This is a genomic window from Ruegeria sp. A5 (genome assembly GCF_056543005.1).
This window is the reverse complement of record NZ_JBQGAV010000005.1, coordinates 13,088-33,225: the sequence shown is the minus strand read 5'-3', so window position 1 is coordinate 33,225 and position 20,138 is coordinate 13,088. Positions and strand designations below refer to the sequence as shown.

Here is a 20,138-nt window from a genome sequence, read left to right as displayed (position 1 = left end):
ATAGTCCGTTGGAACTAGGGGTGTGTCGAAATCGCAAACCAACAACATGGCGCTTGTGAGAGTTACGAAATCAACACTAGCGAACGAAACAACCTCCGGATTCATAGAACAAACTTGCAATCGCGTGCTCGGGCGTAGTCACCTAGGGCATAGGGTTGGAGAAAGCCAATGGCGCTGTGGAAGTTCGTGATTAGTGTTTATTGCGCGCTGTTTCTTGTCGCTTGCGCTCCGAAAACCCGCACGTATGAAAAGACTGTATCTGCTGCGCTACCGGCAAATTCCAGCACTGCTCTGGGTCAGGCGGCCAATCGCCTTGGGGATCCTAAAGACGGTCGGTCAGGCATCAAGCTGATCAGTGATGGAGAAGAAGCGCTCGTATCTCGGCTGTTGTTGGCCACTGCGGCCGAGCGAACGATAGACGCGCAATACTATCTTCTGCACGACGACCCAACCGGTCACCTGTTCGCTGCCAGCCTATTGCAAGCGGCGGATCGGGGTGTTCGTGTCAGGCTGTTGTTGGATGATATGGATACGTCGGGCTACGACGCGATGACCGCTGCGTTGGACAATCACAAAAACATTGAAATAAGGCTATTCAACCCGTTCTGGCGAGATCAGAGCCTTTTGATCGCGGGTCTGACTGATTTCAAACGCATCAATCGCAGAATGCACAACAAGTCCATGACAGCAGACAACGTGTTCACGATTGTGGGTGGGAGAAACATCGGTGCCGAGTATTTTTTGGCGCGGGAAGAAATGAACTATGCCGATCTGGATGTGCTGGCCGCAGGCCCAGTTGTACGCGAAGTGTCACGTAGCTTTGACGCTTACTGGAACAGCGAATTCGCTGTTCCGGCTCGCGTGGTTGTCGGAGAACCCGAAGAATTTGACCTGAGCGATGCACGCAGCAGGTTGAATGAACTCGTCGAGGAAGCGAAGCAAACGCAGTACGGCGCAGCGCTCAGAAAGTCGGCAAAAGAGAACTTCGCGGATGGTGCCCTGTTACTGGATTGGCTGCCAGCGAAACTTTATGCTGATCCGCCTTCAAAGGCCGCGGGCCTAGAGAACTCAGGTCCCGTTCTTGCATCTCAATTGCTTCCGTACTTTGAGAATGCCAGCAGTGAAGTGAACATCGTGTCCGCCTACTTCGTGCCGCGCAACAACGGTGTGAAATGGCTGACCGAACTCGAGAACCGCGGGGTCGACGTAAAGGTTGTAACCAACTCACTTGCATCTAACGACGTCGCACCCGTTTACGCACACTACGCCAAGAAACGCCGAGCACTGCTACGCGGTGGAGTAGAACTCTACGAGCTGCGACCCGACGCTTATCAAGTCCAGCGCCGCGGTATTAACTGGGCTCAATCCAGGTCAGGCCTGCACTCCAAGGCATTTGCAATTGATGACCAGTACTTGTTCGTGGGTTCATTCAACTGGGATCCGCGATCTGTCAACATCAACACCGAGATGGGAATTCTGATTGACTCTCCAGCGTTGACTGCGCAGACGATGGGAGCCTTGGACGACGCACTACCCGCATACACATATAACGTGACGCTCGAGCAAGCTGGCCAGCTTAAATGGACGACAAGAGCCAATGATGGCACCATTCTTGAGTTCCAATTCGAGCCGACAGGATCGGCCTGGGATCACATAGTTGCCGGGCTATTAAGTATTTTACCAATTGGGTCCCAGCTTTAGGTTTCTGCAAACTACTTGATCGCTTGGCCGTCACCGGCGCCTGCGAAGATGGCAGCAAAAAAGAAATAGGACATCAGTCGCAGATATTTCCCAATATCCAGTTCTTAACACAGACTAGATATTCATTTTATCAACTGCTGGCGGGAAAATGCCTGCTACCAAAGTCAATGGCCATGTTCATCATTCCAGGGAAGCTGAACGACAACGGGCAAGTCCCGTTTTCCGGTTACTCTAACAGTTACGTTCAGCTTGCCGTGCCTTAGTGGATTTTTGCGCTTTGTGTTTCATTTCTAGCGATCATCTAATTTCGTAAGATGCCGAAGGTAGATTGTTTTGAATAACTATAGCTGACTATTGTGCATCTTCAGTGAGAAAGAACAACTCAATGGGCTGCGCAAGGCCACGTATTTCGTGATCCCCACAGCTAACGAACATGTTCGGAGCAGCACTTGCAACGGCTGACGTCGCCAACACTCTCCGACCAGTTGATTTTGTTAAACCTTCAATTCGGCTTGCAACGTTCACCGCCCCGCCCAGAACTGTGAAATCAAGCCTGCCGGGGCTGCCGATATTACCATAGCTGACCTGCCCGACGTTAATTCCAATACCAACATCCAAAGGCGGTTTTTGAAACCCGTCTCGTCTGGTGTTGAGATCGTTCAAACCACTCAGCACACTCTGCGCTGCAAGAGCCGCCATTCTGCAGCGGTCGGCATGGTCTTTTTGAGCTTCAATAGTAAAGATCGACAGAATGCCATCGCCCATGAACTTGAGGACGTCTCCACCGTTGTCCTCTACGGCTTTAACCACCAGATCAAAATAGTCGCTAAGCGTGTCGAAAATATCTTCTTCCGGAGAGGTCTCGGAAAGTGCAGTAAAGCCTCGCAGATCAGAGAACATCACCACGGCATCCAAAGTTGTTCGCTCTCCGCGCTTTATATTGCCGCTCCAGACGGCCTCGGAAGGTCCATCTCCTAAATAAGTTCGAAGCAGACCTTTAGACGATTTTCGCATCGTGACAGGTTCCAAGGCGGAAGAAAGGGCCGGTAAGGCCGCTTCAATCAGCCTAAGATGTTCGGGCGAGAAACCATCCTTTGCCTGAGTAACAAACGTACATCCATGCAGCGATCCATCGCCGTAATAGAGCAAAGTAGCATAGTAGTCTGTGCCGCCCTGCTCTGCAAATTCAAGATAGGATGAATGCTCTGTTTCCAAGTCCAGTCGCCGAAGACTTTTGTGAAGTGGCTTTCTGTTCGCAAGAATATACTCGAATGAACTCCCGACATAACCATCTGTCAACATCGTCTCATGCGTGACGTCGTAGCTGTCGGTGCCTTCAGGCGTCCAAACTACCCCCCAGGCAATAAGCAATGGGTTGGCAAAGCGCTGGCCAATGTTTGCCCGCCATAGCGGCACTCCGGCTTCGATCAAGGAGGAACAAAACTGTGACACCACCTTTACAGGATCACCGGAGCGACGACCTTCTGTAATCATCCATTCGGTCAGTCGAGTGACTTCTTCCATGGACCCAATTTATTCGCTTGGAAACGATGAGCAAAGACAATTGGATTGGCAATGTCGGTTGCTGTTGTTGAGCAGCCTGATCAGACCTGTCCAAATTGATGCTCGGGCATCAACGGAATGTATTCCATCGGGAAGATGGTTTGTAAATTTAGATCCCGCGCGGTTCCAAACAGACCTATTTGAAGATTGCAGCCCTCTCTTGGGAAACCTTCAATAGAAACCAATCTCGCTGACATCTACGCGGGCCTCGTGATCTCTCCCGTAGGCTACAACTCCAACTGAGGTGATTTCGTCAGCAACGGGAATAGCGCGCAACATGGCACCTGAAGCCTTGAAGCCTTGAAGCCTGAGAGAGGTAACCAGACTTCGGTCCAGTTGTCAGAAGTTGCGAACGTGGCCTGATAGTATTGCCATGGAAGCACCGTGCCACGTGTCCTGAGGTGGACGAAGTATTGCTCGCCATTCCCCCGTACCAACAGCCTGACGCCCGATACACCCTCATCTGGTCGATCAGACAACTTGCGTCGGAACTGGATAAAGCCGCCGTTGTTTTTTGTGCTGACGGTTCCGGTCAACCGGGCGAACGCAACATCACGTTCCGAACGAAACTGCGCCTGTCCTGAAGAAACTCCTCCCATGACGGTGTCGGCAACGTAGTCCCAACGCGTCTCCGGAGACCTGGAGAAGTCTTCTGCAAGATTTTCATCAGCCTGTGCCATTGTGCATCCGATGATTACAAGACTTGAAACAAGCCCAGCAAAGTTGGCACGTATATTGTTCCTGCTCAGTTCAGTATCGCAATGGAAAGGTTCAACGCAGCGGCAAATGCAACCCACGCAAAGTACGCAAGGAAGCCCAGTACGGAGATCCGATCTGAGTTCCTAACCTGAGCAATGAACATGACGATGACAGCCAGCAACGCGGCAATTACCACAAACGCAAACCACGGTAGTTGCAGTATGAAAAAGATTGGGGACCACGAAAAGTTTAGACCCATCTGTGCCCACCACAGCTTCATGGCAGTCGAGCTTCGGTCTGTTTCGAACTGGCGCCAACCCGCCATGGCGATCAACACATAAAGCACCGTCCAGACCGGGCCAAATATCCAATTTGGTGGATTGAAAGCAGGTTTAGAAAGCTGCGCATACCAATCGCCAGGCGCGGTCAATATCCCGATCAGGATGCCGCCTCCCAACACGAGCGCAAGAAATGCTATGCGGACCATCCAATTCGACATTGTGGGATAGCTTTCAGCAGCCCTTGGTCGTCACGTTGACAAGCGCTTCGGAAGAGAAGGTCGCAGTACTGGTCTCATCCGCGTCGGTATATGACACCGTGGCGCCTTCGATCTCCGACTCCGTTACGGTGATTTCGCGTTGCCCGATCGTGTCGTCCACATCGATGGTAAAGGCTAATTTGTCCCCGGCTGCGAGGGAAACGATCTCAAGTTCAATTGTATTCTGCCCGTCCACGACCGAAGGAAATTGACGCAGTGCATCCGCACCCTCAACGAATTCGAGCGGTTGGAATACCTCTACACCCGCGCCTTTTTCGGTAACGTCGAAAATCAGACGTCCAGCAGATTGCGACAAGTCAATTTTAACGGTCGAGGTTTCTACTTCGCACGTTCCTACATTTGTCAGAACAAAACGGTCTTTGGGTGCGCCTTCTATGAAGCGAATTTGAACTCCGGCTTGAAGCGAAGTGGCTGCAAATAGTCCAAGGGTCGCCGCAAGAATGCTGGTCGGGAGCATATTTATCTCCTTGCTAAAGGGTTCTTGGTAGATACGCTTTGGCGGGTTTTTTGGATCAGACTTATGCCCTTTGACTATGGTGGTTTAGCTGACAGGCCCTTTCGAAGTTCCATGCACCGCTGTCAGAACGACGAAGTCAAAACATACCATTGTCATTCTCGCTGTTTGCTGGAACTTCCTGAAGAACGTCCCAGTGTTCGACAACCTTGCCATCAGCATCCAGGCGAAAAACATCGATCCCTGCGTACTCGAGACCATCGGGCCAGATTTGATGGCAATGCAGAATAACGTGATCGCCTTCAGCAAACGCACGTTTGATGTCCACACGCTTTCCCGGGTATTCGGCGGCCATGCGCTCGAAATATTCGATAAAAGCATGCTTGCCGTCGCCAACATGCGGGTTGTGCTGCGTATAGGTTTCCCCAACAAAGATATCTATGGCCTCGGCAGGTCGACGCTCGTTGAACATCATTTCGTAGAAAGCGATGACGTTTTTCTTGTTTGTTTCGAGGTCCGGCATGCTGATCTCCAAATCGACGTTTGTACCACCCAAAAATGTTGGCCTACGCAATTCCGGGGAGCAACCCGGCAAGAATCTCAATTACTAATCGACAAGAAGTTGCGAGCTTGATTTTGTGCTCCGACTATTTCGAGAGTTGGCCAATTACTCGGTGTCATCGAAGTCAATATGAATATGATTCCCATCAGGATCGGCCACGTGGATTTGGACCATCCGAGTCCCAGGGACTTCAGTTTTGCGATACTGGATCTGACTCGAGATCAGTTTTTCTTCGAATGCGCTCAACCCCGTGGCTGAGAGCGCAAAATGCTCGAGCTTGAGCCTCACTTCGGAGCCAACGTTAGGTGTTCCTTCGTGACCCACAAGATGAACCACGGCGTCATCACCCGCATACAACCATGCTCCGGGAAAAGGAAAATCGGGGCGGGCCCCGGGTTTCAAACCCAGGACATTTTCATACCAAGTAACCATCTCAGGCAACCTAGTCGTCACGACATTCACATGATCCAGCCGTTCAATTCTCATTAAAAACCCTCAAGCACAAGCTTACCATTGGCTCTTCCGCTTTCGAGGATAGCATGCGCTTTCATTAAGTTTGTAGCATTGATCCTACCAAGTGTATCGGTTGCTGTGGATCTGATCTTTCCATTGTCTATCAAACCGCCGACCTGATTCAGGATTTCGCTTTGACGATTCATATCTCCAGTCCCAAAAGGCGACCGAGTGCCTTATGAGTTCTTCTGAGCTGAAGCAGAGTACATCTGTACGGACCGCCGAGAAGCGGCTCAGAAGAAAAGCGCAAGCCCGGTCATTGACACAACCAAGAAAAGTAGGGCCATGATTCCGCCCGAGCGAACAAAACCGACCACCCGATAACCCGCTGGCCCCATGATCAACGCGTTCACCTTGTGTGTTGGGATTAAAAATGAGTTGGACGTCGAAATTGCCACAGTGCGAGCAAATACATCCGTGTTGACGCGACGGGTTGCAGCCAAAGCTCAGGTTCAACCACATAGAGTGGCAGAACTGACCCGAACTCAGACGCTTGCGCTGCTGCTGGATGATCATTTACCCGTAAATCCCGTTTGAATTAAACGACTTGCACGATACCTCTGTTTTCATGCGTTGTAGGTATGGTCAAAAAAATGAATCTTTGTTCCAGTCTTCTCCGCATTTCGCTGTTGATGTCGCTTTTTGCACAGAAGCCATTAGCTTTCGGCACTTGAATGTTGGAGGTTTCCTCGAACCCACCGATAAGCGCCCGGAAAGGAGTAACCGAGGGGTTGTTCTTAGAATGCGCGACGGATTCCGCAACGGCCCATGTCAACGTCCAGACACCGATACCAGCACCGAACATTATTAAGAACCAGCAGAAGTCGAAAACTCAGGCTTTTCGCCTTGTACAATCAGGTTCAGGCGTCCGGCTGCTGGCCAGTTGGCCGAACCGATGCAGACAAAACAAATCTGGTGACAACCCAAGTGTACCACGCGACAAACTGAGCTAGGAACGCTGCATTCCAGCCGCCGAGAATCCTGCCGGCTTAGGTTGGCCACATGATGCACCAGATAACCAACAGACTGATGATGATTATATTGATGACCGTCACGTTTACTCTGAACCCCGAATAAAACCGTTGTCAGCGGTCTTAATCGGAAGTTCCGAAAGAGGTGGCTTTATCGCCAAAGTCAACTTCTCCCTATTTTTGGTTTTAGAGCAGATAGATTTGCTTGTTCTGACTCGATTACCCATTCCCCCAAGAAACCAATGAGACAACGATGCAGATAATCTGCGTCGCCAATCTCATCGGGTCCGGGGAGTTAAAATTTGCTGGAGTTCTCAGCTTTCCAGAGCCAGCTTATGCACGTGAATTTCATTAATCGGGTGGCTTTCCGCGCCTATCACGCCGGGACGAGAGTGGCGGTACAGAGATCGCCAATAAGGTTGGATTATCGTGCCGTCATCCCGCATAAACTGTTCGATCTTTTCCATGCGGACCCGGCGCGTATCTGCATCGGCGATTGCTGAGGCCTCTTCCAGCATCGTGTCAAACTCGGCGCTAGCCAGACCGGTTTCATTCCAAGCCACACCCGACTTGTATGCCAAGGTCAGCACCTGAACACCTAACGGTCGATGTCCCCAATCTGTTGAGCTGAATGGGTATTTATTCCAATCGTTCCAAAATGTGTTACCCGGCAATACCGTGCGCGTTACATTGAGCCCAGCATCGCGCAGTTGTGCCGCTAATGCGTCGGTTGTGTTTCGGCGCCAGTCATCGTCAATCGAGAAAATTTCGTGCTCGTAGTCGAGCATTCCAGCTTCTTCCAACAATGCGCGTGCGCTTTCGACATCCTTTTCCGGCGCTCCAATGTCCGCGTATTCCGGATGAATAGGGCAAACGTGATGGTTTTCGCCCAGCGTCCCACGATTGGCGTATCCCAATTCCAGCAAAATGGCATTGTCGCAAGCCATCGCAAGAGCGCGGCGAACACGCGCGTCCGCATAAGGCTTTATGCCATCCACTTCGGCATCGCGGTTTGTTCGCAATACCATGGTATTGGCTGAAACGGACTCGCTCTGATTCCAACCGATGCTTTCGTAAATGTCGACAAATTCACCGACCGTTTCATAGGTCATATCGATTTCTTCTGCTTCTGCAGCTGCCAAATGTGCTGCGCCATCCGTGCCGTAGTCGATAAACTCGATCCGATCCAAATAAGCGCCTTCGCCCCACCAATCGTGATCTGTGTTCTTCTCTAGTACGACCTTTTCACCAACCAGATACTCGACCAGTTTGTATGGTCCTGTACCGACCGGGTCATTCGCTGGATCGCCGGACCAACCATCGGGCACGATTGCTGCCGGGTATTCTGTGACTGCGGGGATAATAGTGATGTCAGGTCGCGTCAGCTTCAGCTTCAGTGTCAGATCGTCGACTACTTCCAATGCGCCTGCGGCCGGGCCATCTCCAGCTTCGTTCTGTAAGGATCCCATGCGCGCGGCCATAGAGTTACCTTCCCAACTGCCGTCACACCATCGACCAAAGTTGTAAGCAACATCCATGGCCGTCAGCGTTCCACGCCCGTCATTCCAGTTCACTCCGGGCCGCACACGCAGAACATACTCCGTGGCGTCGTCGTTCACTTCCCAGCTTTCAAGCAAGCGAGGTTCGAACGTACCGTCCGCGTTGTACTGAACAAGATATTCTAAGAATCCTCGGACCACATTTCCAAGCTGAGGCCAATTGTAAAGCGGTGGATCAAGCTGCGCACGCACAACCTGCTGAATACGAATTGTGCCGCCTGGCTGGATATTCGACGACGCTTGTGCTTGCTGCGGTACACCAATCATCGAATAAGCAGCCGATGCAGACAGCCCAAGTGCCGTCGCACGCGTCAGGAACTCACGGCGGCTTAGCGTTCCGTCGGCCACTTCACCGATATGCATGGCGATCGCTGGATGGACTGTCTGGTTACGACATTGCTTGGTCATCATTGGCTCCCGTGTACACTCTTGGGGCGCCTTACACGCCCATTGATACAGTTTTTGGTATATATTTTCGCTGTTTTGCAGTAGCTGAGTAATTATGGATGACATTAACAAAGTTAATACCAGTCTAAGTCGCAACCTAGTCGCGCTATATGCATTCGAAATGGTCGCGAGACATGGGAATTTTACGAGTGCGGGAGAAGCACTCGGGCTAACGCAGTCATCGATCTCGCAGCGAATAAAAGGTCTCGAGGTTGATCTAGGAGTCGTCCTCTTCAAAAGAGAACACCGTGGTGTTTCACTCACATACGAGGGCCTGAGGCTTTTGAATGTGGTAAGACCCGCGATGGCGCAGATGAACTATGCAGTAAGTTCTTTGCTTGAACGCAAAACTAAACCCAGGGTTCGAATTTCTGCCGATTTTGCGTTCTCAACGTTCTGGTTGTTACCGCGTTTGGGATACCTTCGAGAGGAAATCGGGGAAGAAATCGAAATTCAGATTTTGGCCTCGACTGTTCCACCCGATCTAGATGACACCGATTGCGATATACAAATCCATGTGGCACCAAAGGACCAAATAAAACCCGATGAAATACTACTTCTGGAAGAGGTCGTAGCAGCCGTTTGCAGCCCACATCTATTAGAAAAAATTAGGCCAATCCAATCATCTTCGGATTTACTGGAAATTCAACTGTTGAGTCTATCAAAACCCGCAACCGCTGCTTGGCAAACCTGGCAAGGGTGGTTTGATAGTTTGGGTATAGCGGGCGAGAGAAAAAAAAATTACATCAGTTTTAATAACTATGACATGGTCACCCAGGCCGCATTGTCTGGCGATGGCGTGGCGTTGGGCTGGATTGGATTAATCGATGATCTGCTCGACAAAGGTTCTTTGGTGACCGTTACGGACGATTTGGTCTCCAGCGACGCTGGATACGTGATGTCGCTAACTCATGCCAACTCGGGCCGAGGTCCCAAACTCGTTTTTGACTGGATAGCGGATCAAGTTCTTACAACATCTTCGGGGTAACAGGTTGTCGGGTTGTTCGCTCAACGATTACGCGAAGCCAAATGAATTTGAGGAACGGTCGCAATCTAACGACGCCATAAAGCGCCTTTGAAGGCTTGCTACTTTTTCGCCTTTTGGAGTTTCAAAGCTCAGTGGAGATTGTTCGCTTCGGGGCTGTGAGCAGCTAGACCAGCAAACCGCAGAGAACGGTAACCCTGAGCCCAGACCTCCTACGCAAATTCAACGGAGCGCTGCACTTGTATTCGGCATTGGCAGCCCAAAGCGGTCGATGGTTTCAAATCGCCAAAGCAGAATTCAGGCGGGTCGGAGCCTTCGTGGCCATATCTTTTAGCTTCAACATGGTTTTCGCGATGGAACAGCAAGCGTTCAAGGGGGCACGAATGTAGACCTTGCGGGTCGTTGCCTCTAACGTAACTTTCGCGGGGGGCAGACAGTGAAGCGGAAACTTGCAGCGATTTTGGCAGCCGATGTTGTTGGCTTCTCACGCCTCATGGGGCGTGATGAAGAAAACACGATTCTGCGACTAAACCTTTTGCTTTCTGAATTGGTTCAACCCCAAATTCGCGAGTCCAGAGGGCGAATTGTCAAGTTGATGGGCGATGGTTTGTTGGCCGAATTCACCAGTGTGGTCGACGCGGCAGAGTGCGCTATTGCCATTCAACGAGCAATGCAGGACCGAGAACCTGACGTGCCCCGCGTGCAACGCATTCAATTGCGGATCGGCATTCATCTGGGAGATGTGATTTCTGAAGGTTCAGATGTTTTTGGCGAAGGTGTCAACGTAGCCGCAAGATTGGAAGCAATCGCAGAACCCGGAAGCGTCTGCATTTCTGAGGATGTATACCGTCAGATCAAAGGAAAGGTCTCCGGCAGCTTCAAGGATCTGGGTGAACAAGATCTAAAAAACATCGAGCATAAGATTGGTGCCTACAGCATCGATCTCGACCCGGCGCGCCTGTCACCCGAGTTCTACGAAGTTCTAACGGGTGAGCAGTTGGAGTTGCCGGACCAACCGTCAATCGCTGTCCTGCCATTTCAAAACATGTCAGGCGACCCAGAGCAGGAATACTTCGCGGACGGAATTACAGAAGACATCATGACCGCGCTGTCGCATATAAATGGCCTCATCGTGATGGCCCGCAATTCGACGTTTGCCTACAAAGGAAGGTCTGTCGATGTAAGACAGGTCGGACGGGAGTTAGGTGTTCGTTTCGTCCTTGAAGGGAGTGTTCGAAAGGCGGGGCAGCGGGTTCGCATCACCGGGCAGCTTATTGAGTGTCAAACCGGGTCGCATTTGTGGGCCGACCGGTATGACCGTCAGATTGAAGACATTTTTTCCGTTCAAGATGAAATCACACGCGAAATTTCCATCTCTTTGGCGGTCAACCTTACACACGGACAAGAGCTCAGGCTTTGGGCTGATCAAGCGCCTAACTTTGAGGCGTGGGACTTGATGATGCGTGGCATCAGTGAACAATATAAATTTACAAAAGAAGGGAATCTCTCCGCGATTCAGCTCTACCGGAAAGCGGTTGAACTTGACCCCGAGAACTCGTCATTCAGAACGGGCCTCGGCTGGGCGTTGCAAGCCGGTGCCCGCCTTGGGTTTCATCAAGATCCGAAGGCGTCAACTGACGAGGCCCAATCTATCTGCGACGCATTGTTGGCGATGAAAAATGTCCCGGCTGATGTCTACGCACTGCAAGGGTATATTTTCACCAACCAATCTCGTTTTGATGAAGCCAAAGCCTTTTGCAATGAAGCTATCGAACGGCAACCCAGTGTCTCGCTTTCTCATGCCATGCTGGCAATTGCGTACAATAGTTGCGGTGAACTTGAGGAAAGCCTGAATAGCATGCGAAAGGCCATTCGGCTGTCGCCCTACAGCCCGGACTGGTATTTCAGCCATTTGGGGGATGCCTATCGTGGGTTAGGTCAGCTGGAGCAAGCAAGAACAGTTTACCGGCACTTGGAAACCCGCTTGCCTGGCACCTTGTTGTGCCAAATCCGTTTGGCAGCGATCCACGCTGATCTTGATGACACCGAAAATGCTACGAAAGCAGTAGACGCAGTTCTTTCAATCGAACCTCAATTTTCGGTGCAAACCTATACCGGGCACATGGTCTACAAAACTGAAGCCCTGCGCAAATTCTGGGCGGATGCTATGCTAAAGGCCGGTCTACCAGAGTAGCGCCGCAGTATTATATTGGGTTGTAGAAATCGAAGATCGCTTTGGTTGCCACGAAATTGCGTAGCGCCTTGAAACGTAATTCGAAAATTCGGATCAGGCGCAGTATCGACTAAGATAGCTTTCAGCCCAAACCGGACATGCCTAACCTGAAGGCAGGGCGAAAAGCAGAAGCTCACTACATCTGCATCACTTAGCGAGACTAAAGTAAAAAGCTGACTTTTTGCTGCGATTAGGAGAGTTATCAAGCGTGGCGATATCCCGCTAGCACCAACGAATATGCACATCTCTCAGCCGTGACTCAGCTTCACATCCTGACTGCTCTAATCCTAAGAGCCGAAGGTGCGGGGTATCACAATCAAGAGGGGGCTGCAGACGGGAATCTGTTTCGCGGGTTATCTTGGTTTCAACGGGTATTGCAATGGCTATTTGGTATTTCTGCAGGCTGCAGCCCTAACGCGCGAGAATGTCGCCAGTATCACAAAACCTGCGGACGCTTCTTTCTAGAAATCTCCGATTATCTGAGCTTCGCAGTTCACGAGTTTCCGTTGTCCAGTTTTGAAGCGTAATAGAAGGCAATCGCCTGCGCGCGGTTCTTGATCGACAGCTTGTCGTAAATGTTCGACAGATGGAACTTTACCGTGTTGGTCGAAATCTGCAGCTCTTTCGACAATTCCTTGTTAGACATGCCCTGCGCCAGCGCTTCAAGGATAGCGAGTTCCTTGCGCGACAAAGTCTGCAACGGGTTTTGATGCATTTTGCGCACGTCGATATAGGGAAATACCATTTTGCCCTTAGCGACATCGACACAGGTTTCCAGCAAGCCTTCGACCTCGCCCGAACGCGGCGCGAACCCTGCGGCCCCGGCCTGCATAGCCTGACGCGGTACGTCCCCAGCCTCGTCCCCATAGACCACAAAGCGTGGCGCGTTGGTCTGTTCGCGCAGAACCTCAATCAGTTTTGCCGCGCCCAAAGCAGGAAGTTCCCAGGACACGATCCCCACCTGAACCGGCACCCGCATGACTGTGCCCAGAAATCCCTCGGCGGTCGCTGAAGTGGCCACCAGAGAGAATCGCGGGTCGCGCTCGAAGATCTCGGACATGGCCGACAGCACCAAAGGGTTGTTGTTGGCCAGCATGACATCAATGGGGCGTTGAGATGAGTCGGACATTGTTTTCCCGTCTGATTTTAACTAAACCTACCCATTTTGGTGGGGATGCTTTCAGTATACATTGGCATATTTACCAAAATGGGTAGGTTATTACCCACCTAACAAGATATGCTAAAGCTGTAGTAAGTTACGTTGCGCCCCGGCGCAAGTTTCAGTTTTCCTCTGGGTCAAGGCGATCGGCGGTATCGAACACACCCGACGCACAGGAGGAGCACATGACGTTTCAGATCTATCCAACGCTCGACATCCCCGAGACGCTGGCCGCTGGCCCAGGACCGGGAAACACCGACGCACGTGTTTTGCAGGCGTTTGCCAGCGCCGGCGTTGCCGACCACATGCAGAGCGACGTGCTGCGTGGCATGATCGAATGCAAGCACATGCTGCGTCTGATCTGGGGCACCGCCAACACCCATACCTTCGCGGTTGCTGGCACCGGATGGAGTGGGCTGGACACCATGTTCTCGGCGGTGATGCCGGGTGACAAGGTTGTGGCCTTCACCAATGGCACCTTCTCAGGCATCGATGCGATGACTCTGCGGATCAAGGCTGCAACACCGGAAGAGCACGCGACCAACCCTCTGGACCCACAAGCCGCGAGTGTCGCCGTTATTGAAATTCCCCACGGCCAGCCCGTCACAGGCGAGATGGTCGAAGAGGTGTTGGCCACGCACAAACCGAAGTGGGCCTTCATGGCGCATTGGGAAACCGGGTCGGGTCGGGTCAACGACCTGCGTGGCTTCTCGGATGCCTGTAAACGCCACGATGTGATGGGTTTGATCGATGCCGTATCGTCGTTGGGTATCGCGGATTTCCGCATCGATGACTATCCGGGTGTCGCGGGATGGGCCTCGTGCCCGCAAAAAGGGCTGTGCTGCCTACCGCTGACCTATGCGCCGGTCAGCTTCACCGACGCCTATATCGACGCGCTGAAGACCTCCGGCGCCTATACATACGTCCACAACCCGATTTTCGAAGCACGCCACTGGGGCATCGTTGATGGGCAAGACGTGGAAAAGGGCACCTATCACCGTACCCATTCGGGCTATGCGGTCGCCGCCTTCCATGAATCGCTACGCCTGACTCTGCAGGAGGGATTGGCCAAACGTGCGCATTCCTATCGCACGCATGAGGCCGTCCTGCGCGACGCCGTGACCGCGATGGGTTGCCAGGTCACATCGGACATGCCCAGCCTTGTGGTGCTGAACCTGCCCGCAGAGCTGGCGGGTCGTGAGATGGAGTTGGTACAGAACTGCCGCGCCCGTGGCTTTGGCATCTGGCCCACGCTCAGCGCCCCGGTTCAAGTCCGTATCGGCATCCTGAACCAGCTAACCCACCAATCGGTCAGTCGCATCGTCAGGCTGTTCGCCCAGGCCATCCGCGAGATGGGCGGCTCGGTTGATTTCGAAGCCATCGAAGCACTTTTGGAAAGTCGCTACGGCACATCTATCGCTGCATAACGGGAGGGAATGCAGATGGATATCCATGAATATCAGGCGAAAGAACTTCTTTCGAATTTCGGCGTCGAGGTCCCTTCGGGGGCTTTGGCCTACAGCCCCGAGCAAGCGGCATATCGCGCGCGTGAGTTGGGTGGTGACAAGTGGGTCATTAAGGCGCAAGTCCATGCCGGCGGGCGTGGAAAGGCCGGTGGTGTAAAGCTGTGCAACTCGGAAAGCGAAATATACGAGGCTTGTGACGAGATGTTTGGCCGCAAGCTGGTGACGCACCAGACCGGCCCCGAGGGCAAAGGCATCTACCGCGTCTATGTGGAGGCCGCCGTACCGATTGATCGCGAGATTTATCTGGGCTTTGTGCTGGATCGGTCCAGTCAGCGGGTGATGATCGTGGCCTCTTCGGAAGGTGGGATGGAGATCGAAGAAATCTCATCTGAGCGCCCCGACAGTATCGTCCGCTCAATCGTTGAACCTGCCGTTGGACTGCAGGAGTTTCAGGCCCGCGAAATAGCGTTTAATCTGGGGCTGGAACCTCGCCTAATTCAACACATGGTCCGTACCCTGCAGGGTTGTTATGCTGCGTTCAGCGAGCTGGACGCGACTATGGTCGAGATCAACCCGCTGGTCATCACTGGTGACGACCGAGTGCTGGCATTGGACGCGAAGATGAGCTTTGACGACAATGCCCTGTTTCGCCATCCGCAGGTTGCTGAATTGCGCGACAAAAGTCAGGAAGACCCGCGCGAAAGCCGCGCGGCGGATCGCGGACTGTCTTATGTCGGACTGGACGGCAATATCGGCTGTATCGTGAACGGTGCCGGTTTGGCCATGGCCACGATGGACACCGTCAAGCTGGCTGGGGGTGAACCTGCGAACTTTCTGGACATCGGTGGCGGTGCCTCGCCCGAGCGGGTGGCCAAGGCGTTCCGACTGGTACTATCCGATGACAACGTTCAGGCGGTGCTGGTTAATATCTTCGCAGGCATCAACCGCTGTGACTGGGTGGCCGAGGGCGTAGTACAGGCGCTGCGCGAGTTGGAAATCGACCTGCCGGTCATCGTGCGTCTGGCGGGCACCAATGTCGAGGAAGGTCAGAAAATCCTGGCCAAATCGGGCCTGCCAATCATCCGCGCGACAACCCTTATGGAAGCCGCTGAACGCGCTGTGGGTGCATGGCGCAACGATCTGTCCCAAAACACCAAGATGAGGGCTGTGTAATGAGCATTCTTCTGGACCGCGACACCCGCGTTATCGTTCAGGGCATCACCGGACGCATGGCGCGCCTGCATACCAAGGATATGGTGCAATATGGCACCAACGTCGTTGGCGGCGTTGTTCCCGGCAAAGGCGGAGAGGCCGTCGAAGGCGTACCCGTATTCGACACCGTCAAACAGGCGGTTGAGGTCACTGGCGCCGAGGCTAGCCTTGTCTTCGTGCCCCCTCCGTTCGCGGCGGATTCGATCATGGAGGCCGCAGATGCCGGTATTCGCTATTGCGTCTGCATCACCGACGGTATCCCCGCGCAGGACATGATCCGCGTAAAACGCTACATGTACCGCTATCCTAAGGACAAGCGCATGGTGCTGACCGGTCCGAACTGTGCCGGTACCATCAGCCCCGGCAAGGCGCTGCTGGGCATCATGCCGGGACATATCTACCTGCCGGGCACTGTGGGGATCATCGGACGCTCGGGCACGCTGGGTTATGAGGCTGCGGCGCAGTTGAAAGAGCGCGGCATCGGTGTCTCAACCAGCGTCGGCATTGGCGGCGATCCAATCAACGGCTCGTCCTTCCGCGATATCCTTGAGCGGTTCGAACGGGACGAAGACACCGAGGTCATAGCTATGATCGGCGAGATCGGTGGCCCTCAGGAAGCCGAGGCTGCAGAATATATCCGTGACCACGTCACCAAGCCTGTTGTGGCCTATGTCGCGGGTCTGACCGCGCCCAAGGGCCGGACCATGGGCCATGCTGGGGCGATCATCTCGGCCTTTGGCGAAAGCGCCAGCGAGAAGGTGGAAATCCTGTCAGCGGCTGGTGTAACGGTTGCTGAAAACCCCGCGGTGATCGGCGAGACTATCGCCCGTGTCATGGGAAAGGCCGCGTGATGGTCAAACCTTCGGTCCTTGTCACCCGTCGCTGGCCTGCCGCCGTCGAGGCGCAACTGGCCGAAAACTACAACGCCGTGCTGAATACCGGGGACATTCCGATGTCTCCGGCGGAACTCCGCGACGCGTTGAAGACATACGACGCGGTTCTGCCCACCGTCACCGACACGCTTAGCGCCGAGGCGCTGGACGTGGCCGCAGCTCAGACCAAGATTTTGGCCAATTACGGCGTCGGGTACAGTCATATCTGTGAACCGGCGGCCCGTGATCTGGGTATGACGGTCACCAACACGCCCGATGTTCTGTCTGAATGCACCGCCGATCTGGCCATGACCCTGCTTCTGATGGTCGCCCGTCGCGCCGGTGAGGGCGAGCGCGAGCTGCGCGCAGGCGGCTGGACCGGCTGGCGTCCGACCCATTTGGTCGGCACCAAGGTCAGCGGCAAGACGCTGGGCATCATCGGCTTTGGCCGCATCGGTCAGGAAATGGCCCGTCGCGCCCATCACGGGTTTGGCATGAAAATTCTTGTCCAGAACCGCAGCGCCGTGTCGCCCGACGTGCTGAAGCAGTTCGATGCGACCCAAGTCGAAACGGTGGATGATCTGCTGCCGCATTGCGACTTTGTCTCGCTGCATTGCCCCGGCGGGGCTGCGAACCGGCACCTGATCAACGGACGCAGGCTGGACCTGATGAAGCCCGACGCCTTCCTGATCAACACCGCGCGCGGCGAGGTGGTGGACGAGCGCGCTTTGGTACAGTCGCTGATGTTCGACACGATCGGCGGCGCCGCGCTGGATGTGTTCGACGGCGAGCCACGCATCAGCCCCGACCTGCTGCAATGCGACAACCTCGTGATGCTGCCGCATCTGGGCAGCGCAACAAAAGAATCGCGCGAAGCCATGGGCTTTCGCGTGCTGGACAATCTGGGCGACTTCTTCGCTGGTCGCCCACCCCGTGACCGCGTGATCTGACGCACCCTTCTTCAAAGGAGCAAAACCCATGAGCTTTTATGCCATCGAACAGGCCCCCGCGCGCCTGAACCGCAGCGAACTCGCCGTGCCGGGCAGCCAGCCCGGCATGTTCGAAAAAGCCGCGAAATCGGATGTGGACGTGATCTTCCTAGATCTCGAAGACGCGGTAGCCCCGGATGAAAAAGAGCAGGCCCGCAAGAACATCATTCAAGCCCTGAACGATATCGACTGGGGCAGCAAGACAATGTCGGTGCGCATCAACGGGCTGGATACGCATTACATGTATCGCGACGTTGTGGATGTAGTCGAACAAGCCGGTGAGCGGCTGGACCTGATCATGATCCCCAAGGTCGGCACAGCAGCAGATGTCTATGCCGTCGATATGATGGTCACGCAGATCGAAGACGCGATGGGTTACAAGAAACGCATCGGGTTCGAGCATATCATCGAGACCGCTCTGGGCATGCAGAATGTCAGCGAAATCGCGGCGGCCTCGAACCGCAATGAGAGCCTGCACTTCGGTGTGGCGGACTATGCAGCCTCGACCCGCGCGCGAACCACGATCATTGGTGGCGTGAACCCCGACTATTCGGTTCTGACTGACCCGGATGGCGATGCTGCGCGCGCGACCCATTGGGGCGATATGTGGCACTACGCGCTCGCCCGTATGGTTGTCGCCGCCCGTGCCAACGGTCTGCGTCCGATTGATGGTCCGTTCGGTGATTTCCAGGATCCTGAAGGCTATAAGGCAGCTGCCAAAAGGGCGGCGGTGTTGGGCTGCGAAGGCAAATGGGCCATCCACCCCAGCCAGATCGCGTTGGCGAACGAGGTCATGTCACCCAGCGATGCCGAAGTCACCAAGGCCCAGCGTATCCTTGTTGCTATGGCCGAAGCCGAGACCGCAGGCAAAGGTGCGGTGTCTCTGGATGGTCGTCTGATCGACTATGCCTCGATCCGCCAGGCGGAGGTCATGGTCGAAAAGGCTCGCCAGATCGCGGCTGCGTGATTTTAGCCCGAACTGGCGTAGCCATTAGACGGATACTCCCTTGCCCCGGTTGGTCCGGGGCAGGCAACACCCGCGGATTACGTCGATCATCGATTCGGAATTGGACCAGATCTGTAGCACCCAATCCCTGACATTCACAACGCTATTTGAAAACAGTATTTTTCGACTCGGTCAGACAAAACCATCCGCCGACGGCGCGTTCGCTAAAGTCGCTTCGATAGGTTGGTCGCGGCCCAAAGCGGAAATTCAAATCCGAGCATGAAAACTTCCGAGACGCGGACCAAACCGCCTTCGCTTTCGTTGGCGCAATGCCGCCATCCGGTAAGAGATATTCTTTGAGGAAAAACTCAACTATTTGGGAAACCGAAAAGTAACCACAAGTCTCACGCCCCAACCTTCGGGCCCAATATCGGGGCCGTCGGCCGAATAGCGTATCCCCCGCCTACGCTGATAAGTTGATCCCCGAGTTGGGTAACTTTGGTGACAACACCGTTGATTGGCACAGACCATTGTTTGTTTTCCCAATCGTAGGTGGACTCAGTGTTAATAGTGAACGTCCACGCGTTCGATTTTGTGTAGGAAATAAATGGCTATAAGAACGTCTGGCTGATGTCGGTATCACCATCAATGTCCCAGATGTGATTTGTCAGGCCACCATATGTCCACGGACCCTGCTGTTTGAGTGCCACGCCGGTAACTCCTGCACCCCACGCTCCGAGACCTAAGCTGTTATCTGTCGACGTTGGCAGCAGAAAAACAGGTCCAGCCCCCCAGATCCAACCGCCCGCACTTGGTTTTTTGGGCGAAAGAAATAAGCTTTGAACAGTATCTCCTAGCCCAGTCTCGGATCCAGAACCCGGTATGCCACCATCTATGGAGGCGATTGGGAGAATTGTTCGGGATATGACGTTCCAATCGTCCGTAAGATTAAAGGGTACAACCGGCTGTACATTCAATATCCAACGCGAACCGTTTCTGTCGGCACCCAAATTCTGATCATAGTTCAGCTGGAATGGCACACTAATCAGAGCGGCCACGGGGTTGGCAAGTTGCTTTGCTAGCTCTTCTTCCTTGGACTCTGCCCAGGCAGCACCAGAAAGGGCACCGGTCCCGGCAAGTATGAAGCAGCGTAGCAACCTTAGTTTCACAGGCGGTCTCCTTTCAGCTGGCCGTTTTCTCAAGGGTGGCTTGCAGTTGAGATCGCCAGATTGGCAATGACGTCTATGG

19 protein-coding genes and 2 pseudogenes are annotated in these 20,138 nt (G+C 53.7%); 10 read left to right on the top strand and 11 right to left on the bottom strand.

Features of this window, described 5'->3' with window-relative positions:
* The first annotated feature begins 168 nt into the window (after window positions 1-168).
* Window positions 169-1,701 carry a phospholipase D family protein gene (locus ACR0AY_RS12565; RefSeq protein WP_480454223.1) on the top strand — a complete coding sequence of 511 codons (1,533 nt, stop codon included), beginning with the start codon at window positions 169-171 and terminating at the stop codon, window positions 1,699-1,701.
* 23 nt (window positions 1,702-1,724) lie between these two features.
* Entirely contained in the window at window positions 1,725-1,964 is a 240-nt protein-coding gene (locus ACR0AY_RS12560; protein ID WP_480454222.1) for a hypothetical protein, read from the top strand.
* 88 nt (window positions 1,965-2,052) lie between these two features.
* Here the strand turns inward: ACR0AY_RS12560 and ACR0AY_RS12555 are convergent, their stop codons facing one another.
* The 9 genes and pseudogenes from ACR0AY_RS12555 to ACR0AY_RS12515 all read right to left on the bottom strand — a co-directional run bounded on the left by ACR0AY_RS12555 (window position 2,053) and on the right by ACR0AY_RS12515 (window position 8,989).
* A complete protein-coding gene (locus ACR0AY_RS12555) occupies window positions 2,053-3,225 on the bottom strand; it encodes an adenylate/guanylate cyclase domain-containing protein (protein WP_170513686.1) in 1,173 nt (390 codons plus the stop codon).
* 266 nt (window positions 3,226-3,491) lie between these two features.
* Window positions 3,492-3,944, bottom strand: coding sequence for a CIA30 family protein (locus ACR0AY_RS12550; protein ID WP_480454221.1), 453 nt, complete (start codon window positions 3,942-3,944; stop codon window positions 3,492-3,494).
* Window positions 3,945-4,009: 65 nt separating this feature from the next.
* Complete coding sequence (locus tag ACR0AY_RS12545; protein WP_480454220.1) at window positions 4,010-4,450, bottom strand: TspO/MBR family protein; 441 nt, start codon at window positions 4,448-4,450, stop codon at window positions 4,010-4,012.
* Between the two features lie 25 nt (window positions 4,451-4,475).
* Window positions 4,476-4,979, bottom strand: coding sequence for an aggregation factor core (locus ACR0AY_RS12540; RefSeq protein ID WP_170513683.1), 504 nt, complete (start codon window positions 4,977-4,979; stop codon window positions 4,476-4,478).
* Window positions 4,980-5,115: 136 nt separating this feature from the next.
* Window positions 5,116-5,499, bottom strand: coding sequence for a nuclear transport factor 2 family protein (locus ACR0AY_RS12535; protein ID WP_170513680.1), 384 nt, complete (start codon window positions 5,497-5,499; stop codon window positions 5,116-5,118).
* Window positions 5,500-5,643: 144 nt separating this feature from the next.
* The gene (locus tag ACR0AY_RS12530) at window positions 5,644-6,024 is read right to left on the bottom strand and encodes a VOC family protein (protein ID WP_170513677.1); all 381 of its coding nucleotides are present in this window, start codon (window positions 6,022-6,024) and stop codon (window positions 5,644-5,646) included.
* On the bottom strand, window positions 6,024-6,197 hold the full coding sequence (locus tag ACR0AY_RS12525) for a zinc-binding dehydrogenase (RefSeq protein ID WP_170513674.1): 174 nt from the start codon (window positions 6,195-6,197) through the stop codon (window positions 6,024-6,026). The genes ACR0AY_RS12530 and ACR0AY_RS12525 overlap by 1 nt, the downstream gene beginning before the upstream one ends.
* An 87-nt stretch (window positions 6,198-6,284) precedes the next feature.
* Window positions 6,285-6,464 (bottom strand): annotated as a pseudogene (locus ACR0AY_RS12520) (hypothetical protein); the annotation flags it as partial.
* An 872-nt stretch (window positions 6,465-7,336) separates the two neighbouring features.
* The gene (locus tag ACR0AY_RS12515) at window positions 7,337-8,989 is read right to left on the bottom strand and encodes an ABC transporter substrate-binding protein (protein WP_170513671.1); all 1,653 of its coding nucleotides are present in this window, start codon (window positions 8,987-8,989) and stop codon (window positions 7,337-7,339) included.
* A 94-nt stretch (window positions 8,990-9,083) separates the two neighbouring features.
* Between ACR0AY_RS12515 and ACR0AY_RS12510 the strand changes: the two are divergent.
* The 3 genes and pseudogenes from ACR0AY_RS12510 to ACR0AY_RS12500 form a co-directional block, all read left to right on the top strand.
* Window positions 9,084-9,290 (top strand): annotated as a pseudogene (locus tag ACR0AY_RS12510) (helix-turn-helix domain-containing protein); the annotation flags it as partial.
* Between the two features lie 42 nt (window positions 9,291-9,332).
* On the top strand, window positions 9,333-10,016 hold the full coding sequence (locus ACR0AY_RS12505) for a LysR substrate-binding domain-containing protein (protein ID WP_480454293.1): 684 nt from the start codon (window positions 9,333-9,335) through the stop codon (window positions 10,014-10,016).
* A gap of 433 nt (window positions 10,017-10,449) precedes the next feature.
* On the top strand, window positions 10,450-12,207 hold the full coding sequence (locus ACR0AY_RS12500) for an adenylate/guanylate cyclase domain-containing protein (protein WP_170513665.1): 1,758 nt from the start codon (window positions 10,450-10,452) through the stop codon (window positions 12,205-12,207).
* A gap of 532 nt (window positions 12,208-12,739) precedes the next feature.
* Here ACR0AY_RS12500 and ACR0AY_RS12495 read toward each other — a convergent pair.
* Complete coding sequence (locus ACR0AY_RS12495; protein ID WP_480454218.1) at window positions 12,740-13,375, bottom strand: LuxR C-terminal-related transcriptional regulator; 636 nt, start codon at window positions 13,373-13,375, stop codon at window positions 12,740-12,742.
* A gap of 215 nt (window positions 13,376-13,590) precedes the next feature.
* Here ACR0AY_RS12495 and ACR0AY_RS12490 point away from each other — a divergent pair, with 215 nt between their 5' ends.
* From ACR0AY_RS12490 to ACR0AY_RS12470, 5 genes are read left to right on the top strand one after another with little or no spacing between them, the layout of a single operon-like run.
* The gene (locus ACR0AY_RS12490; RefSeq protein ID WP_170513663.1) at window positions 13,591-14,832 is read left to right on the top strand and encodes a pyridoxal-phosphate-dependent aminotransferase family protein; all 1,242 of its coding nucleotides are present in this window, start codon (window positions 13,591-13,593) and stop codon (window positions 14,830-14,832) included.
* 15 nt (window positions 14,833-14,847) lie between these two features.
* Complete coding sequence (locus tag ACR0AY_RS12485) at window positions 14,848-16,044, top strand: malate--CoA ligase subunit beta (protein ID WP_170513660.1); 1,197 nt, start codon at window positions 14,848-14,850, stop codon at window positions 16,042-16,044.
* On the top strand, window positions 16,044-16,934 hold the full coding sequence (gene sucD / locus ACR0AY_RS12480) for a succinate--CoA ligase subunit alpha (RefSeq protein WP_170513656.1): 891 nt from the start codon (window positions 16,044-16,046) through the stop codon (window positions 16,932-16,934). Before ACR0AY_RS12485 ends, sucD begins: the two co-directional genes overlap by 1 nt.
* Window positions 16,934-17,905 (top strand): 2-hydroxyacid dehydrogenase, encoded by a 972-nt coding sequence (locus tag ACR0AY_RS12475; RefSeq protein WP_170408467.1) that lies wholly within the window; start codon window positions 16,934-16,936, stop codon window positions 17,903-17,905. The genes sucD and ACR0AY_RS12475 overlap by 1 nt, the downstream gene beginning before the upstream one ends.
* 28 nt (window positions 17,906-17,933) lie before the next feature.
* Entirely contained in the window at window positions 17,934-18,911 is a 978-nt protein-coding gene (locus tag ACR0AY_RS12470; RefSeq protein ID WP_170408425.1) for an HpcH/HpaI aldolase/citrate lyase family protein, read from the top strand.
* 590 nt (window positions 18,912-19,501) lie between these two features.
* Here ACR0AY_RS12470 and ACR0AY_RS12465 read toward each other — a convergent pair.
* Complete coding sequence (locus ACR0AY_RS12465; RefSeq protein WP_480454215.1) at window positions 19,502-20,059, bottom strand: hypothetical protein; 558 nt, start codon at window positions 20,057-20,059, stop codon at window positions 19,502-19,504.
* Between the last annotated feature and the right edge of the window lie 79 nt (window positions 20,060-20,138).

Excerpts from the sequence above, each read along its gene's own strand:
- ACR0AY_RS12535 (WP_170513680.1), bottom strand. The coding sequence starts at position 5,499 with ATGCCGGACCTCGAAACAAACAAGAAAAACGTCATCGCTTTCTACGAA.
- ACR0AY_RS12490 (WP_170513663.1), top strand. The coding sequence starts at position 13,591 with ATGACGTTTCAGATCTATCCAACGCTCGACATCCCCGAGACGCTGGCC.
- ACR0AY_RS12475 (WP_170408467.1), top strand. The coding sequence starts at position 16,934 with ATGGTCAAACCTTCGGTCCTTGTCACCCGTCGCTGGCCTGCCGCCGTC.
- ACR0AY_RS12515 (WP_170513671.1), bottom strand. The coding sequence starts at position 8,989 with ATGACCAAGCAATGTCGTAACCAGACAGTCCATCCAGCGATCGCCATG.
- ACR0AY_RS12565 (WP_480454223.1), top strand. The coding sequence starts at position 169 with ATGGCGCTGTGGAAGTTCGTGATTAGTGTTTATTGCGCGCTGTTTCTT.
- ACR0AY_RS12505 (WP_480454293.1), top strand. The coding sequence starts at position 9,333 with ATGGCGCAGATGAACTATGCAGTAAGTTCTTTGCTTGAACGCAAAACT.
- ACR0AY_RS12555 (WP_170513686.1), bottom strand. The coding sequence starts at position 3,225 with ATGGAAGAAGTCACTCGACTGACCGAATGGATGATTACAGAAGGTCGT.
- ACR0AY_RS12540 (WP_170513683.1), bottom strand. The coding sequence starts at position 4,979 with ATGCTCCCGACCAGCATTCTTGCGGCGACCCTTGGACTATTTGCAGCC.
- ACR0AY_RS12470 (WP_170408425.1), top strand. The coding sequence starts at position 17,934 with ATGAGCTTTTATGCCATCGAACAGGCCCCCGCGCGCCTGAACCGCAGC.
- ACR0AY_RS12485 (WP_170513660.1), top strand. The coding sequence starts at position 14,848 with ATGGATATCCATGAATATCAGGCGAAAGAACTTCTTTCGAATTTCGGC.
- ACR0AY_RS12550 (WP_480454221.1), bottom strand. The coding sequence starts at position 3,944 with ATGGCACAGGCTGATGAAAATCTTGCAGAAGACTTCTCCAGGTCTCCG.
- ACR0AY_RS12495 (WP_480454218.1), bottom strand. The coding sequence starts at position 13,375 with ATGTCCGACTCATCTCAACGCCCCATTGATGTCATGCTGGCCAACAAC.
- ACR0AY_RS12525 (WP_170513674.1), bottom strand. The coding sequence starts at position 6,197 with ATGAATCGTCAAAGCGAAATCCTGAATCAGGTCGGCGGTTTGATAGAC.
- ACR0AY_RS12545 (WP_480454220.1), bottom strand. The coding sequence starts at position 4,450 with ATGGTCCGCATAGCATTTCTTGCGCTCGTGTTGGGAGGCGGCATCCTG.
- ACR0AY_RS12530 (WP_170513677.1), bottom strand. The coding sequence starts at position 6,024 with ATGAGAATTGAACGGCTGGATCATGTGAATGTCGTGACGACTAGGTTG.
- sucD (WP_170513656.1), top strand. The coding sequence starts at position 16,044 with ATGAGCATTCTTCTGGACCGCGACACCCGCGTTATCGTTCAGGGCATC.